Raw genomic sequence first — 16,636 nt, 5'->3', positions numbered from 1 at the left:
TATACGGCTCATAGACATTCCCCACGAAACAGCCTTAGTTGCTTTACATTCAAAAATCAATGATATCGAGGATGCCTTGCAATACTATGCCGCAATCCATCATCAAATAGATTACTTTATTTCCCGCGATGAGCAATTGCAGAAAGATAATATACCGGTATTGCCTGTATACCCGCCCGATGTATTCCTTGGCTTAAGAGGGTAACCTCAGCGCTTTTTTTCCAGCCATAAGATTACCAGGAAGAATAAACGATGCAAAAACAGTGTTCGCGCGCCATAAACAGATTAAGACGTTGCTGGATTACTTTGCCTTAGCCAAGGAAGCTTTTGCAAGCCTGCGAAATGACAATTTTATTTTTTTTGGTTAATTATCAAGCCCTTACGAGTTCCAAATTATTATAAATGGTGTTATATTAGGCAGCGGGAAATCAACGCAATCAAAACCTGCGCTAATTAACTTAAACTATTAAAATAACCTAATTACAATCACCATGAACAAGAAAACGATTAACATTATTTACTGGATCACCACGGGGCTGATATTGGCCTTGATGCTTTTTTCGGCAGTGGGCAGCTTTAAGGAAACCCCCGAAGGCACCAAAATGCTGGAAGTACTAGGCTACAAGCCTTATGTAATGCATTTATTGGCGGTGGCCAAAGTACTGGGTGTAATAGCCATACTAACGCCGGGTTTTCCAAGGCTTAAAGAATGGGCATACGCGGGCTTCACTTTCGATCTTATCGGTGCCGCATATTCTTCCTATGCTTCGGGCATTGCCTTTAAAGATTGGGCACCTATACTGGTATTCCTTGCCGTATTGGCCTGCTCGTATATTTTCTATCACAAACGGCTAAAGCTAAAAGGAAGCGCGGCATAAAGCCACGGCCTGGAAAAGTATGTAAAAGAAGAAGCCCCAAGCTATAGTAGACTGGGGCTCCTTTGTGTCATATTCAAGGGATAATCTACTCCCAGCTACTGCCCTGAAACCTTATCTGTGATATGAAAATAATCAAAATCAGCTGATCCGCCAGGGGTTTTAGTAGCGTAATTGAACAACGCGAACCTGTAGCCGATGAACTGAGGTATGGTATATGCCATTTTCAATTGGGTGCCAATGGGCATCCATTCCTTACCATCCAAGCTGTAAAAGAAATTGGCGATGTCTTTTTTATCCGTAAAAACACATTCGGCTTTAAAGAAAACTTTCTGTTGATTCAGCGGGATACTTTGTGCCACTGTTGGCATACCGGTTTTAGCGTTAACCATTACGATTGTTTTGCTTTCGCCATCAATTTTAACGCCTACCAGGCCATAGTTTTTTTGCAAAAGCCCCAGGCCGGCAAAGTCGCCCGCTTTCATGTTCGATACGTCGAGCGATACCTCCCCTGTACAAACCGGGCCAACGGTACGCTGTGTTAATGAATTCCTTGCCATCAAAAAGTTGGTATCCACTCTTCCTGTTGTAAGGCGCAGATAACCTTTTCGTGCAGTAACCGACCACAGGCTATTATCGGGATTGTGGTTCCATTGCCAGGCCAGCGGCAATGCTGGTTCGCCCTTTTTCCGCTTAAAATCATCCGATGATACAATCCCGGGTATCAAACTTTTATTCGCCGGCAAATTAAGTGTATCCGGCACTTTGCCGTTAACGCCTAAAACGGGCCATCCATCGGCCCATTTTACGGGCACTAAATAAGGCACACGCCCTACTGCGCCAAAATCGCGGAACAGGTACGCATACCAGGTGCCGTCGGGCATGTCAATCAAGCCGCCCTGCGCTACGCCCTTATCCTGCAGGCCAACCCGCCCTTCATAGGGGCCGGTAATTTTATCTGCACGATGTATAACTACGGTACGCATGCCGCCACGTGGCCAGGTAATATTAAACAGATAGTATTTCCCGTTTACCTTAAAAAGTTGAGAGCCTTCGGCGTTCAGGCCGCCTTTATTCCCGGAAGGCAGGCTTGCATTTTCAATAATGGTTTGATCGATGCCACCGGGTTTTATACCCGATACATCTGCGTTTAACTCCACAATCCTCAGTTTCCCACCGCCGGTTATCATATATACTTTTCCATCGTCGTCAAAAAACAGGGAGTGGTCGTGCAGGTCCGGTTTAAACGACACGGATTTCCATGGCCCTTTTTCGATATCTTTAGTGGTATATACGTGGGTTCTACCCGTAGTTTGGGCAAAAGTGGTGACGTAGAAAGTACCCTGATGATAACGCAGGCTACTGGCCCAGGAGCCGCGGCCATAGGTGCTTTTGCCGTTGCTTAGCGTAAGCGCATCAACGGTTGCAAGCGTGTCATAGGCGTAGCCAATCAATTTCCAGTTCACCAGGTCTTTCGATTTCATGATAGGCACACCCGGACTCATGTGCATGGTTGTGCTGCTCATATAATAGGTATCGCCCACACGAATCATGCTCATATCGGGCACATCAGCATAGATAACCGGGTTAACCGCCTTGTTTTGCGCCTCAACCAAAAAAGGGACAAAAAGCAAGCTTGCTGCTATAGTAAGCCGGGCAAAAAAATGTCTCATACTCATCGTTTTATTAATATACCCTTTGTCAATTATTTAACCGTATTCATTTGAAGTACGCTTACCGAATATGGATCGAAGGTCCTGGTAAACTTCTTACTGAGTCCTTTTACAACCGATGAAACGGGGACTATCTTATCCGGGTTATCAATCGTATTGGTATCCTCCGGTTTATCGCCCTTTATAACGATCAGGGTGCCCTCTGCCGATAACTTAACCACACCATTCAATTCAATATCTACCTGTTGCGGCTTGCCGGTAGCATTTACCACCTTTAAAAATATCTTGCCTGTTTTGGTGTCTTTTGTGGCTACGTAAAACATACCCGGTATAGGCGGCGGCATTTTATTAGCCGCGCTATCTCTTTTAGTTGCGGGCCTGGTTTGGGTAGGTATATTAATGCCTGTTAAGGGGACAACCTTATTGCCTATATAATTGCTGAATAGTTTTTGTACGTGATAAGACGGGGAACCAAAGCTTGTTAAAGCATTATAGCCAATCAGGTCCGAATCCCATTGCCAGGCCTTTGGCGCGGTAGCTGTAGCGGTGTTTACATTCACAAACAGCGGTGCATAGCACGATAGAATAACCAGATCTGAATTACGCTCCATACCGGTCATCCAGGCGGCATCGCCAAGGGCTGCATTCAGGTTGGTAGTTGGTGCGCCTTCTCTTGTTGCCCATTCGCCAACAAATACCTTGTAACCTTTACGGTCGTAATTATCATAATGAGCGGCATCCTCTTCCATCTCCCAGGCATTGCGGTAATAGTGCTCATCAACAATCTCCGGTTTGCGTATGGTTAATTTACCGCGCGTGCCCAGGAAATCTTTGCCGCCAATGGTGGCGATACACTTTAAGGCAGGATATTTGGCCTTAATAGCATCATTGAATTGTGCGAAACGCCCATCGTAGCTTCCAGATCCGTCGAAGCCATCTTCGTTACCAATTTCTACGTACTGTAATTTAAACGGAGCGGGGTGGCCGTCGGCAGCGCGCTTTGCCCCCCAGTAAGTATGTATATCACCGGTAACATATTCAATTTCGTTTAAGGCATCCTCAATATATGGTTTCAATAAGGGGCCGGCATCTACGTGGTCGCCATCGAGCGAGTAACCAGCGTACACAGCCAGCAAAGGCTCCATCTTTAAATCTTCGCACCATTCCAAAAACTCCAGCAAACCCATACCGTCGGTTGCGCGGTAGCCCCAGGAACCTTTATGCCCTGGCCGGTTTTCGAGCGGCCCTAAGGTTGTCTTCCAGGGAAAGGCATCGTTCAACTTCGGCCCCTCAAGGAAATTGCCACCCGGAAACCTTAAAAAAGCGGGTTTCATATCGGCCATCAATTTCATAATATCAATACGGTTACCGTTAGCGCGGTTGTTATAAGTTGGCGGAAACAAGGACACAAGGTTAAAATAATAAACGCCCTTTCTGTTGGTGGATATTACAAAACGCGCATCCGCAGTGGGCTTTATATCAGATGCTGTAGTTAATTGCAATTCGTATTTTTTCCAAAAGTTACTTTTGGCCAGGGTAATCACACCAGTAGCGTACACGGTTTTACCATCGTTACTTTCTATGGTAACGGTTATAGGGCCGGCTGTGTTATTTTCGATAACAGGCGTGGTTGAAGCAGCACCATCCGGGCGGCGGCGTGGAGGCGCACTGCCCAGGCCTTTTATATAAAAAGAAGCTTTATAGGTAGTATTTGGCGTTACCGGGATACCCCAATAACCCTCGTTGGCAATCCCTGCCCTGCCGCCATCGGTTTCAACAACCAGTTTTAAGCAGGTGGTAAGCGAACTGTTGATGGCATGCCCTCGTTGATCCATGGCAACCTTATCAGGATCAGGCGCAACTAACTGTATCGACGGTTTACCTTCCCCCTCCTGCACAAGGCTCCAGGCTTCTGGCGTATTCGGGTTATCTTTAAACACCCGGTTCCTTATCAATTCGCCGTATAAACCGCCATCGTAAGCATGGTTAATTTCTTCGGTCATCAGCCCATACAACTGCTGACTAACAGTTACCCCGGGTTTGGTTAAATCGAGTGTTAATTTAGGGTTTTGTGCTACCAGGTTGGTGGTAACAAGCAAAAATACGCACAAGCTAAAAATGGTGCACGGCTTCATCATAATTGGTTTTTTGGTTTATTAAATGTGTTTTATACACTTAAATTGATAAGCAAACTTAACAGGATTTTTTAAATAAAAAACCAATTATTAGAAATAATATAAAATATCGTTCAGAAAACGATAGTACATTATACGCCTATGCCGCTGTTTCGTAGGCTGATCACAATAATGACGGTTTTTTATATTCAAATCAAGCTATTATATTCAGCTATACCGAATACACGGAACGATAAATCCAGGCCGACTTGGGTACCAAAAAAGAAAGTTACAGGAGTTAATCCCTGCGTAAGTAACAAAATATTTACCAGCAAAATAATCAATTACATTAATTGTTATTTATACAATTAATAAATACTATTCGGTACGTTTACTCCTAGTAAAAATCAGCAGTTACTAATCTTAATCATAAAATCTAAACTTGAACTGTTTAGCTGTCATTTGCCGTCACACTTGCAACGGGTATTTTTTTTGAGGGCTGAAATTCCACCTGGAATTATCCCTGTTTAATTCACAACGGTATCAGCATTGATAAAACCAAGCGCAAAGATGCATTCTCAGAATATAGCCGTATAGGCGACACGGTTGAAGGTTCGGGTATCGGGTTGTGTTTGGTAAACGAAATCGTTACTAATTCAGGCGGGAAAATTGTGTAAAAAAGCGAGTTAGGTAAAGGTTCGGAATTCAAGGTCTATTTACAAGCGAAATAAGTATCCAATTAAATAAAATTTAAATATTTTTACCAAAAAGAAAATACACCAATAACTTTGCGTAACTTGCAGACTTATTATTTATAACAATACAATGCAACAAGGAACAGTAAAATTTTTTAATGAAACAAAAGGCTTCGGATTTATCACACCTAACAATGGTGGAAGCGAAATCTTCGTTCATTCAACAGGTCTGATTGACAACATTCGCGAGAACAGCGCGGTTAGTTACGACGTTGAAGAAGGTCGTAAAGGACCAAACGCAGTAAATGTAAAAATAGCTTAATACACTATATAATCATTGTGAAGCATCTTCCGGTAAGGAAGGTGCTTTTTTTGTAGGCATCTTTTTCATCATACTTAGTATGAATGAAGATTCGGTATCACTGACGGGTGCTCAAATCCCATCAATTACCTAACCAGCCTATTCTAAAATGCAGCCAGGCCAAGCATTTTCATTAAAAGGCTAAATTGAAGTGCTCAATATACCCCCCGCTTTGTTGATACTCTCAAAGGAGCATTCGATCACCTTAAAATGTCAGCTTCCTAACCTTGCCGTTATTATCTGTTATGGCAATTTCCCTTACGTTATTATCTACCGAAATAAACCTTGCAGATTGCGACAGGAAGGAAGTTCCATGATAAAACTCCTGTCGGGTAACACGCCCGTTCTTATCTGTGATTACAGCGCTTTTATCCTGTGGCAAAATATTTATAAGCCTGTTTTTTGTGTTTAGTTTAAACAACCGCAAAGGCCCGGTATGTTCGCTTGCCGCCAGTAAATAGCTATCGTTGCTTCCGCGAAGTTTTACAAGCGCCTTGCCATCACCAGGAAGGTAAATACCGCTTTGCAATATATTTAGCGGACGGAAACCGCCTTTACCATCGCCTTTCAGGAACAAACCGTTCAGGGCATCAGATTGCCCGATGGATACATCTGTAGAAAAATCATTCCCGTTAAGTACCAGATCAATATTGCCGTCTCCGTCTAAATCATCGGCAACCATACCATTTAATACCGATGCCTGTGCTTCGTCGGGCAGAGGGATTACCGTAAACTTTCCATGGCCGTCGTTCCTGAAATAGCATGACCGCAGTTCGGTTGCTTTAAGCCTTAAGGCACCCTTCAGCTGCTCATCGCTAAATAAATCTTGCAGCGTTGCTTCGGCATAGCTGTGATAATTGGTGAATTTGGTTCGGAGGCTTATCATTTGCTTAAAAGCATCGTCGCGCACGTTTGCCGGGTACTCGCGCATTACGCCATCTTTTCCTGGCAGATAAAGCGAAGTGAAGGCATCGTACCTGTCGCGTTTATCAAAATCTTTTGCGGTGATGTAAACGGGCTGCTCGCTGTTTGCCTGGTAAAGGCTGTTGAGGCCGCTATTACCTACGATGTAATCTATCCGCCCGGTGTGCCTGAAATCGCCGGCTACGATAGAATTCCACCAGCCGGGGTTATCTCCTACGCCCGTCGTTGAAGTGGCGTTGATAAACTTACCATGGCTATATTTTAAAAACGTGAGGGGCATCCATTCGCCTGCCAGCAAAAGGTCGGTGTTGCCGTCGCCATCATAATCTGTAAACAGCGCATCGCATACCAAACCAATATCTTTTAATGCCGGGGCAACTTCTGCTGTAACATCGGTAAATTTCGCGTTACCATTTCCACTATCATTCCTCAGGATAAGGCTGCTTACGGGTTTAGGGTACCGCCAGGGTTCTACACGGCCCGATACAAAAAGATCAAGCTTACCATCGTGGTTGTAGTCAAAGGCCCTTACGCAAAGCTTGCTGGTAAAATTTGCCGGTAAGGCATCCTGTTGCAGCGTAAATTCGCCGTTGCCATTATTGATGTACAACTTATCCTGATAATTACCTGCATTGGGCTTTGCGGAATATCCACCACGGGCGATATAAATATCCGGTGCGTTATCGCCGTTGGCATCAAATAAAAGTACGCCACCGTCCTGGTAGAAGCCACCGTTGGCGGGATTAGCCGTTAATAGCTTTTGAATGAATTTACCGTTTTTTTGCTGAAGCAGTATTTGTGCAGGTTCGGTAGAATTACCGCCGATAACGATATCGTCGGTGCCGTCGCCATTAAGGTCGCCTGCTGCTAAAGCCGGGCTGTAGCCCGATAGTTTATGCGGCAAAAGCTTTTGTATGTTAAAGTCTACCCGGTCGGAATCTTTTTGCACATAGTTTATGCCGCTGGCACGAGTGATATTACTAAATATCGGCTTAACTGCATTAGGAGTCGCGTTTGGCTTTGGCTTAACCTGAGCATCACTGATGCTTACCGTTAACGTTTGGTTTGCTTTTATTTTGGTAATGGTTTGTTTAGCGCCGTTGGGCCATACCACTACCGCAGAATCGAGGGTACCGATATTACCGAGCCCAAATTGAGCCATAGACTGTAGGCTGGATAAATACCCCCGATATGGGTTGTTCTCATAAACCTGCGTTAATCCCTTAGCATAGTAAATACGCACCATAGCGCCAATGCCATTCAGGTTCTGCTTATCTCCTTTAAACTTAACGTTAAAAAAGTTCGCGGGGGAGTCGTTAGCGGCGGTATTCTGGTAGATAAATGCCTCGTCGTTGATATTGTTCGTAATCAAATCCAGCTTGCCGTCGTTGTTTAAATCGCAATAAATAGCACCATTCGAAAACGAGGGCGCGGTAAGTCCCCAATTGCTGCTTTCATCGGAAAAGCGCAAGCCCTTGCCATTTTTAAAAGCATAATTATGGATTTTAACCTCGGGTATCTGTTTAAGGATTTCTTGCTTGGAGGCGCTGAGATAAGGCTGAGACCGGTACACCATAAAGTCGTGATCCGTTACATCCCTGGGGTAGCCGTTCGTTACGATGATATCTTTATAGCCATCGTTATCAAAATCGGCTATCAAAGGTGTCCAGCTCCAATCTGTTTGAGCAACCCCACTCATAAAGCCTATCTCGCTGAACGCGGGTGCGCCAATGGAATCCTGCTCCCCAACCCTTGGGCCCTGGTTTAACTGTAGGGTATTGCGGGCATATTGCAATTGGTAACCGTAATGATTAAAATTTTGGATGGTTTGATAACTGTTGGGCATCATCATCATTTTTTTGCGGTAATTATCCGCAGGGTTCATATCCAGTTCAAAAACGTCGGCTAAGCCATCGTTATTAATGTCCTGGATATCCTGCCCCATCGCGTTGAAGGATGTATGTTTAAAATACGCCTTCGATCTGTCGGTAAAGGTGCCATCATGGTTGTTGATGTAAAGGATATTGCTCGAGAGGAAATCGTTGGTTACATAAATATCTTTCCATCCATCCAAATTAATATCGGCAATGGTAGCGCCGTGCCCGTAACCTTCTATGGCAATACCTGCGGCCTGCGAAACATCCGTGTACACCGCATGCTTAAGTGCCGCGTCCCAATCGTTTCGGTATAAGTGGCCCATGCTCCTGCCGGTGCCATCGCGACTTACCGGCCTGAAACTATTGGGGTATTCTGAAGGTTCCGGCCGGTTTACGGTTAGATACATATCCAGATCGCCATCGTTATCGTAATCAAAAAAACCGGCCATGGTGGAGTGCAGCTGCATATCCAGCCCGTAAGCTTTGGCTTCGTCCTTAAAAACAGGGATGCCTGCTTTGTTAAGCCCTTGATTGATGTACAGCAGGTTCTGCCGTTTATGCACATCGCCGGATAGCGAATTGCACACATAAATATCTGCCAGCCCATCATTATTGATATCCACCACCGCCACACCTCTGCCCCAACGGCCAGCTCCCGTCACCCCTGCCGCATTGGTAACATCCTCAAACTTAAAATCCCCCTTATTGAGATAAAGTTTATTGGAAACCATATTGCCGGTGAAGTACAGATCAGGCAGGCCATCGTTGTTAAAATCGCCTACGCCTACCCCGCCGCCGTTATATACATACGCATTGTCAATTGGGTTTAGGGTATCATTCTCAGTGATCAGGTTATTGAAATGAATACCCGAATGCGAGGAAGAAACCTGCGTGAACATAGCGGGCTTTTTGCAACCGGCATACAAGTAACAGCAAAGAAGGCAGAAGTAGATTTTTTTCATAATAATGCTGCAAGAACAAAAAAACCGGGAGCCGTTTTGGCCCCCGGTGGTAATTTAATAAATATCAATTAATACCCTGGGTTTTGATGCCCGTTTAGTTCAGGATTATTATCCAATTCTGCTGTAGGGATTGGCAATAACTCATCCCTGTTTGCTTTGAAGTATGAAAGTGGATCGGTAGTAAAATATCCTTTCTTCCTCCACCTTACGATATCAACGTTCCTTACCTGCTCATCGGCCATTTCAACCATTTTTTCGTGCATGATGGCTTTGGTTACTTCTGCCTTAGAACTAACAGGGAACTGCGTGGTTGGGTAAGCAGGCATATCAACGCTCGGCCTTGCCCTTACCTGGTTGAGGTAGGCTATGGCAGCAGCGGTATTACCCAGTTCGTTTTCGCACTCGGCAAGGTTTATTAATACCTCGGCATAACGTAAGATGCGCTGGTTATTGCCACCCGGGTGGAACGATGCAGCAGGTAAACCTTCTTTATAGATAACCATAAATTTACGGAAACCTACCTTTTTGGTGACACCGTTCACGGTTGATGATTCGCCGTTTTGATCGCTTGCAAGTAATACTGATGCACCGTTGTTGTACGAGTCGCCGGTTTCATAAAACGAGAACTTATACCTTGGATCTGTTTTTGCAGCACCTGTAGCAACGTTTTCAAACTCATTTAACAGCTTGTTCGATGGTATTAAATTCCTCCAGGCAACCGGATTGTATTCCTGGTTTCTTACAGTGGTCTGTGCTTCGGTCGGGCTGTCGCCACCCCAGTTGAAGCCGTTGTCGCCTTTATCTACATACACCATTTCAAATATCGATTCTGAGTTAAACTCTGTTTCTTCTTCGAAATTATCCAGGAAACGGCTGGTTAAAGCATAACCATCGGCACCTGCGGTTGGTATTTTTAGCAGCGCAGCTTTAGCACCGCCGTAGTCGCCATTTTGCATCAGCACCCTGCCTAGTAATGCATTGGCGGCAGCATTAGTAGCACGGCCTTTATCAGTGCCTGATTTACCCGGTAATACAGCTGCAGCATCCTGCAGGTCTTTGATGATTAATGCGTAAACATCCGCCTCAGAAGACCTCGGCACAAAGCCGGTTGGGCTTTTAACAGTAGTGGTATAAATAGGTACGCCACCCCATTGGCTAACCAAATCGAAATAAGCCCATGCACGCATGAATTTTGCTTCGCCAACTCTTCTATCTCTGATTGCGATATCGTCTGTTACGCTCGGAGCATTGTCTAAAACAATATTCGCCCTAAAAACAACCTGGAACCAGCCGTTCCAAACAGAGTTCAAAACGCTGTTGGTAGGATCGAAAGTACCGGCCAACATTTGCGCCCTTGGCACCTCTAACTGGCTTCCGCCCGCTGATACCTCATCGCTTCTAAGATCGTGGATAAAGAACCACTCCCTGGCTACCAGGTTAAGGCCTTGCGCAGCTTTATACACTGCGTTTACGCCTTTGGTAAGTTCACCTGCGTTTTTATAGTATTGATCGGTAGTCACCGCATTAACGTTACTCGTATCGAGGTCGCTTTTCTTGCAGGAGTAAGTGGTAGCCATCACCAAAAGTATGGTAGACGCAGACCAGATATAAAATTTTTTATTTTTCATAATTTATAAAATTATTAGTGAATACTGATTAAAAAGTTGCCTGAATACCGAACTGGAATGACCGTGGCTGTGGATATTGGCCGTAATCTATACCGTTAGTTAGTGTTCCGTTTTTAGAGCCCACTTCAGGGTCGAGACCGGAATACTTGGTAAACGTCAGCAAGTTTTGCGATGAAACATACAGCCTCAATCTGCTTAAACTGTTGTTTGTTTTTGATTTAAGCCAGGTTGATGGTACGTTGTAACCTATGATAGCATTCTTCAGGCGCAGGTAAGATCCATCTTCAATCCAACGGGTAGATGGCCTTACGTTGCCATTCGGATCGCCTTTCGCAGCTCTTGGGATATCTGTGTTGGTGTTGGTAGGTGTCCATGCTTTCAACACATTAGTACCTGCGTTGAATAAACGTGGCATACCTTCCAGGATAATCCTTTCGGCATTGAATATTTTATTGCCCTGTACTCCCTGGAAAAAGATACTTACATCGAAGTTTTTATAACTGGCCGAGTAGTTTAAAGAGTAGGTGAATTTAGGCAGGTAGCTACCGATAAAAGTTCTGTCGGCATCGTTAATGATCTTGTCACCGTTGAGATCTTTAAATTTGATATCGCCGGGCTGAGCGCCGGGTTGCGTTGCATGCGCGGTTATTTCACCCGCGTTTTGGAAGATACCTTCTACCACGTAGCCATAGAATGATTGGATAGACTGACCAGCGATAGTATTGGTGATAGGGCCACCGCCACCAAAATCAGCATCGCCACCGGCAGTAATAGATGCATTAGGGCTGTTAAGCTCAAGCACTTTATTCCTTACTAAACTAAATAAACCGGTAACATCCCATTTAAAATCGCCTTTGTTTTGGTGATACCCAACGGTAAGTTCAAAACCTTTGTTTTCTAACGATGCCACGTTTGCAACTGTTCCGGCACCGCCGAAACCAAAGCTTAATGGTGTTGGTACGTTGATAATCAAGCGGTCCATTTTCCTTTTGTATAACTCGGCAGATACCGTTACTTTGTTATCAAAAAGGCCCAGGTCTACACCAATGTTGGTTTGCTTGGTAGTTTCCCAGGCAAGTGAAAGGTTGGTTAAACCGTTGTAAAACGAAGCATTACCCAAATCAGAAAGCGATCCGTTAAAAGGATAAGTTGCCTGGTTGCTTGATATAGCCTGTAAGTATGGATATGGGCCTAAAGCGGTACCGTTTACGCCGGTAACACCATAACCACCACGTAACTTCAGTTCTGTGATAGCGGTAACATCTTTAAGGAAACTTTCCCTGTCAACTTTCCAGCCGGCAGAAACAGCAGGGAAATTTTGATACTTGTGACCGGGAGCCCAAACAGATAAACCATCGCGGCGTATCGAACCTGAAATAAAGTACTTGCTGTCAAAATCGTAAGCAAGCCTGCCAACCATCGAAACGAGTAAAGTTCTATCGGTTGTATAGTTGGTAAACAGGTTGGTAGCACCTTGCAATGTTTTAACAGCATTGGTTGACTGGTTGCCGCTTGAAGACTGGCTTGAATTATTTGTACCCTGGCTTTCATATACGGCAACGCCTGATACGTGATGTTTGGCGAACGTTTTATCGAAAGCAAGTTGCTGAGAATACAACGTAGTTGTGCCCGAACTCCTGCCTTTACTAATTGTGGCAGTTGGTGAACTTGATGTACCGCCGTCATTGTATATCGGCGTGTATTGCTCATTAAGGTTTGTGCCGTAATCCAGGCCGTAAGTAGAAGTAAATTTCAACCAATCGGTGAATTTCAAGGTCATGAATGCATTACCACGGATGTTAAAGCCATTGTTATAGTTTTCGTTGATCAATGCACCTTCAACCGGGTTGGTAGGGTCAGAACCATCGAAACTATTTAACGGCCCCTGAAAGCCTCCCGCGTTATTTGGGTTATAAACCGGGATATAAGGTAACATCCTGATTACATTAGTTATCGGGGTGCGATTCCCCCCTGGGACATCCAGACGCTGATGCGTAACCGATGCATTGAATGTTTCGCCGAAGGTTAAAAACGAGCGGATTTTGTGGTCGGAGTTCATGCGGAAGTTCTTCCGGTTAAAATCTAATCCCTGTGCTATACCGTTTTGCGCGAAATAACCGGCAGATGTATAGAAGTGAGAGTTATCATTACCGCCGCTTATGGCAACAGAGTGCTGCTGAAGCAATTGGTTGTTTTTGAAATACGCGTCTTGCCAATCGGTGTTCGTTTGTGCAAACGTTTGAGAAGCACCTTCGTAAATAGGCTTATTGAAATTTGCCGGTTCCAGCCTTGGCGGCACTGCTGATGGAGAATTCAGTGCGCGCTCATATTGCAGGTACTGGTCTGTATTTAACAGATCGAACCGTTTGGTGATGCTTTGCACGCCCACATATGAGTCAAAATCGATTTGTACCTTGCCGGCGGCACCCTTTTTAGTAGTCACGATAACTACACCGTTGGTAGCCCTTGAACCATAAATGGCTGCCGCGCTCGCATCTTTCAATACTTCGAGCGACTGGATATCTTTAGGGTCGATACCGCCAATGCTACCGGGAAATCCGTCGACGATATACAATGGGTCTGATCCGAAGCTGATGGAGCTGTTACCGCGGATAGATACAATTGGCGCGCTACCCGGCGAACCGTTATTGGTAACGGTAAGACCGGCAACCCGGCCTTGTAAAGCCTGATCGATACCTGCCACAGGAAGCTGTGCAAGTGTTTTCCCACTCACAGTAGATATAGCACCCGTTACGGCAGCACGTTTCTGGGTACCGTAACCAACTACTACAACTTCGTTAAGCGATTTGGTATCGGCTTTTAGCTGAACGTTTATTACGGTTTGCCCGTTTATGGCAACCTCTGCTGAAACATACCCCAGGAAACTAAAAACCAGGGTGCTGTTTGCATCGGGAGCTGTTATTTTATAATTTCCGTTAAAGTCGGCAGCAGCCGCAATGGATGTGCCTTTTACCATTACGGTAGCACCCGGTACGCCAACCCCGTTTTCATCGGTAACCTTACCTGTAATGGTAACTGCGGCGTAGGGTTTTACCGCCCCATCGGCCAGCGGACTTTTAAAGTTAGATGCTGATGCCGAAGCAGAAGCACCCTGTAATGTAACAATACCAAACAAGGTTGTTAATAACGTTGCCCGTATGCTGTGATTAAGTAAAAATTTTCTTTTCATAATTTGGTTAAAATTTAAAATTGGATTAAGTGGAGAATATGGGTTGTGCTTATTCGTGCACATCCGTTTCCGGGTATGATCTCCCCTGATCATCTGTTTAATTTTAGTCGGTCCTTTTTTTCATTTTGCTTTTGGTTTTATGGTTAATTGGTTGAGATTGGTTGAGTATGATAATAGCTTACCCGGCCATGCCGGCTAAAGTCAGTTGTTGTTGAACCTCCTGCTGTTGAATCTTTTTTCTTGGCTTTACTACAAAATGCAATCGATTGCATTTTTATTGCCAAAAAAAAGCGCAAGCAAGCCAGGCCGTTAGTGTTGTTTTTAAAATGTTTAGTAATTGGTTAAATACGCTCTCTGGTGCTGTTGAACCTCGTTAGAGTAAAAGTAAAATTACACCACACTAAAAAAAGCAGGTGCAATTTTTTGCCACATTTAAACAACGTTTGTTTAGTTTTTGGGCAAAAAACGTTGTATACGCCCGTTAAACGCAGCTTATGCGGGGCACCCCGTTTTCATTTACGGGCAATTTTCGTAATGTTGTTATATAGGTTTACCTTTTGGGGTGATACGGGGCCGTTTTTGTGTACGCGCGTAAATAAGGCAGCGCTTTATGCCCGGATACAATCACCCCGAGCACACAAGCAGTTGTAATTTAGCTCTAAATGCAGGAAAAACATCATCGTTTATTGGTTATTGAATACAACGCAGAATGGCGCGATCACATCGTTGAATGTTTGCAGGATACTTACGAAGTAATTGAGGCAGCCGACGGGCAGGATGGGTGGGAAAAGGTACTTTCATTGCATCCTGATTTGATTATTACCGATGTTAAGCTACCGCAGATAGACGGCATAAAACTGAGCGGAAAAATAAAGACTGATAAACGTACCAGGCACCTGCCCGTTATTTTATTAACCGCCCTCAGCAGCCACGATGACCAGTTAAGGGGCCTTAGCTCCGGCGCCAACGACTACCTTACCAAGCCATTCAATTTCGATATACTGCTCATTAAGATAAAAAACCTGCTGGCTGTTCACAATCTGCTTAAAAAAACCTACAGCAGGCATTTTACGGTGCTCCCTGCGGCAGTGGAAGTTAATCAGGAGTCGTTTATGAGTGGCGTAACGCGTTTTATGGAGGAGAATATCACGAGCGGCAACCTCAATGTAGCCAGCTTAAGCGCATACCTTGGCACCAGCCGCGTATCGCTTTATAACAGAGTACTCGAACTTACCGGGAAATCGCCAATACAACTGATCACCTCATTTAAGCTGGATAAAGCTGCAGGCCAGCTTACCAATACCAACAAAGCCCCGGCGCAGGTGGCGCGCGAAACAGGATTCGCCACGCCTCATTACTTTTCGAAGATCTTTAAAGATAAGTTCGGGCTCCTGCCTTCCGAATACCGCCACGCGCATCAGAAACTGTGAAAACCACATTCGGCTTTCGGCTGTTTCGTCTGTTTGGTCACCTAAAAGCAGGCAGCAGCTTTAATAAGCAGCCTTATAGCCCAAAAGAGCCAGCATCTGTTCCCCGTAGCGCCTGCCAATTATGCGGTATCCTTCGGCTGTAAAGTGCAACTTATCGGCATTTGCCGGGCAGCCGCTCGAAGATATCACATACGAATGTGGCACTAAAGCAGGCAGCCCGGCAATAAAGGCATTCATACCCGCACACTTACCACCCTGATCGGCATTAACCAGTTCGCCGGCAAGCAAGGGTACCCGTTTACTTTTCAAATGCAGATCGTGCAGTAAATTGCCGTATATCCCCTTTACTTTTTGCGTCCACAGGCTGTCGTTCGGGTTCGATTCGCCCTGGTGCAGCAAAACGCCTTTTATTACCCCATATTTCTGCGCCTGCTTGGCCATTTCTACCAAATGCGCGTAAGGGTTACCGTCATATGCATTAATCATATTCAGCATCCAGGGTGGGGCCTTGGCCACATAGGATTGATAAGTGTCTTTTTCGAATAATTCTATCCTGCACCCCGCTACAGAAACGTTGATGATACCAATTCGTATTTTTGATGGCAAATTTGCAACCAGCGTTCTGCCAAAATAATCAGCAGGCGTAAGGCCGGTATTACAGCGCGCCAATGGCGGCGCTGCGGGATACCAATTACCTTTCGTACGGCCCAAATTGGGGCAGTCAACAGTTTCAAATACCTGGAAACGCTTGTCGACTGTGGTGTCCTGCGGCTCAATCCGCGCATTTCCTTCCATATTAGATTGCCCAAAGCATAAGAAGATATAAAAATCCTTATCCTGTGAGAAACACTCGGATGCGATAAACAGGAATATGCCCGTGACAAAAAACCGAAGTTTTGCTTTCATC

Annotated in this window: 9 protein-coding genes; 3 read left to right on the top strand and 6 right to left on the bottom strand. The window is 45.0% G+C overall.

Features of this window, described 5'->3' with window-relative positions:
• Positions 1–491: 491 nt before the first annotated feature.
• The gene (locus E2R66_RS12155) at positions 492–878 is read left to right on the top strand and encodes a DoxX family protein (RefSeq protein ID WP_133230891.1); all 387 of its coding nucleotides are present in this window, start codon (positions 492–494) and stop codon (positions 876–878) included.
• Between the two features lie 95 nt (positions 879–973).
• On the opposite strand, the gene E2R66_RS12150 is transcribed toward E2R66_RS12155, so the two are convergent.
• Complete coding sequence (locus E2R66_RS12150; protein ID WP_133230893.1) at positions 974–2,548, bottom strand: glycoside hydrolase family 43 protein; 1,575 nt, start codon at positions 2,546–2,548, stop codon at positions 974–976.
• 32 nt (positions 2,549–2,580) lie between these two features.
• The gene (locus E2R66_RS12145) at positions 2,581–4,686 is read right to left on the bottom strand and encodes an alpha-L-arabinofuranosidase C-terminal domain-containing protein (RefSeq protein WP_240049307.1); all 2,106 of its coding nucleotides are present in this window, start codon (positions 4,684–4,686) and stop codon (positions 2,581–2,583) included.
• A gap of 801 nt (positions 4,687–5,487) precedes the next feature.
• Here E2R66_RS12145 and E2R66_RS12140 point away from each other — a divergent pair.
• Positions 5,488–5,679, top strand: a complete 192-nt coding sequence (locus tag E2R66_RS12140) for a cold-shock protein (RefSeq protein WP_121226346.1) — start codon at positions 5,488–5,490, stop codon at positions 5,677–5,679.
• 244 nt (positions 5,680–5,923) lie between these two features.
• On the opposite strand, the gene E2R66_RS12135 is transcribed toward E2R66_RS12140, so the two are convergent.
• The 3 genes from E2R66_RS12135 to E2R66_RS12125 all read right to left on the bottom strand — a co-directional run bounded on the left by E2R66_RS12135 (position 5,924) and on the right by E2R66_RS12125 (position 14,299).
• The gene (locus tag E2R66_RS12135; RefSeq protein ID WP_240049306.1) at positions 5,924–9,418 is read right to left on the bottom strand and encodes a VCBS repeat-containing protein; all 3,495 of its coding nucleotides are present in this window, start codon (positions 9,416–9,418) and stop codon (positions 5,924–5,926) included.
• Between the two features lie 131 nt (positions 9,419–9,549).
• The gene (locus E2R66_RS12130) at positions 9,550–11,109 is read right to left on the bottom strand and encodes a RagB/SusD family nutrient uptake outer membrane protein (RefSeq protein ID WP_133230897.1); all 1,560 of its coding nucleotides are present in this window, start codon (positions 11,107–11,109) and stop codon (positions 9,550–9,552) included.
• A 28-nt stretch (positions 11,110–11,137) separates the two neighbouring features.
• Positions 11,138–14,299 (bottom strand): SusC/RagA family TonB-linked outer membrane protein, encoded by a 3,162-nt coding sequence (locus tag E2R66_RS12125; protein ID WP_133230899.1) that lies wholly within the window; start codon positions 14,297–14,299, stop codon positions 11,138–11,140.
• A 662-nt stretch (positions 14,300–14,961) separates the two neighbouring features.
• On the opposite strand from E2R66_RS12125, the gene E2R66_RS12120 reads away from it, so the two are divergent.
• Positions 14,962–15,729, top strand: coding sequence for a response regulator (locus tag E2R66_RS12120; RefSeq protein ID WP_133230901.1), 768 nt, complete (start codon positions 14,962–14,964; stop codon positions 15,727–15,729).
• A 60-nt stretch (positions 15,730–15,789) separates the two neighbouring features.
• Here the strand turns inward: E2R66_RS12120 and E2R66_RS12115 are convergent, their stop codons facing one another.
• The gene (locus tag E2R66_RS12115) at positions 15,790–16,635 is read right to left on the bottom strand and encodes a sialate O-acetylesterase (protein ID WP_133230903.1); all 846 of its coding nucleotides are present in this window, start codon (positions 16,633–16,635) and stop codon (positions 15,790–15,792) included.
• Between the last annotated feature and the right edge of the window lies 1 nt (position 16,636).

Source organism: Mucilaginibacter psychrotolerans (genome assembly GCF_004519315.1).
In the GTDB taxonomy this organism is placed as follows: domain Bacteria; phylum Bacteroidota; class Bacteroidia; order Sphingobacteriales; family Sphingobacteriaceae; genus Mucilaginibacter; species Mucilaginibacter psychrotolerans.
The sequence above is the reverse complement of the archived record's forward strand: the minus strand, read 5'-3'. Positions and strand labels throughout refer to the sequence as shown.

Excerpts from the sequence above, each read along its gene's own strand:
- E2R66_RS12140 (WP_121226346.1), top strand. The coding sequence starts at position 5,488 with ATGCAACAAGGAACAGTAAAATTTTTTAATGAAACAAAAGGCTTCGGA.
- E2R66_RS12155 (WP_133230891.1), top strand. The coding sequence starts at position 492 with ATGAACAAGAAAACGATTAACATTATTTACTGGATCACCACGGGGCTG.
- E2R66_RS12145 (WP_240049307.1), bottom strand. The coding sequence starts at position 4,686 with ATGATGAAGCCGTGCACCATTTTTAGCTTGTGCGTATTTTTGCTTGTT.
- E2R66_RS12125 (WP_133230899.1), bottom strand. The coding sequence starts at position 14,299 with ATGAAAAGAAAATTTTTACTTAATCACAGCATACGGGCAACGTTATTA.
- E2R66_RS12150 (WP_133230893.1), bottom strand. The coding sequence starts at position 2,548 with ATGAGACATTTTTTTGCCCGGCTTACTATAGCAGCAAGCTTGCTTTTT.
- E2R66_RS12120 (WP_133230901.1), top strand. The coding sequence starts at position 14,962 with ATGCAGGAAAAACATCATCGTTTATTGGTTATTGAATACAACGCAGAA.
- E2R66_RS12135 (WP_240049306.1), bottom strand. The coding sequence starts at position 9,418 with ATGTTCACGCAGGTTTCTTCCTCGCATTCGGGTATTCATTTCAATAAC.
- E2R66_RS12115 (WP_133230903.1), bottom strand. The coding sequence starts at position 16,635 with ATGAAAGCAAAACTTCGGTTTTTTGTCACGGGCATATTCCTGTTTATC.
- E2R66_RS12130 (WP_133230897.1), bottom strand. The coding sequence starts at position 11,109 with ATGAAAAATAAAAAATTTTATATCTGGTCTGCGTCTACCATACTTTTG.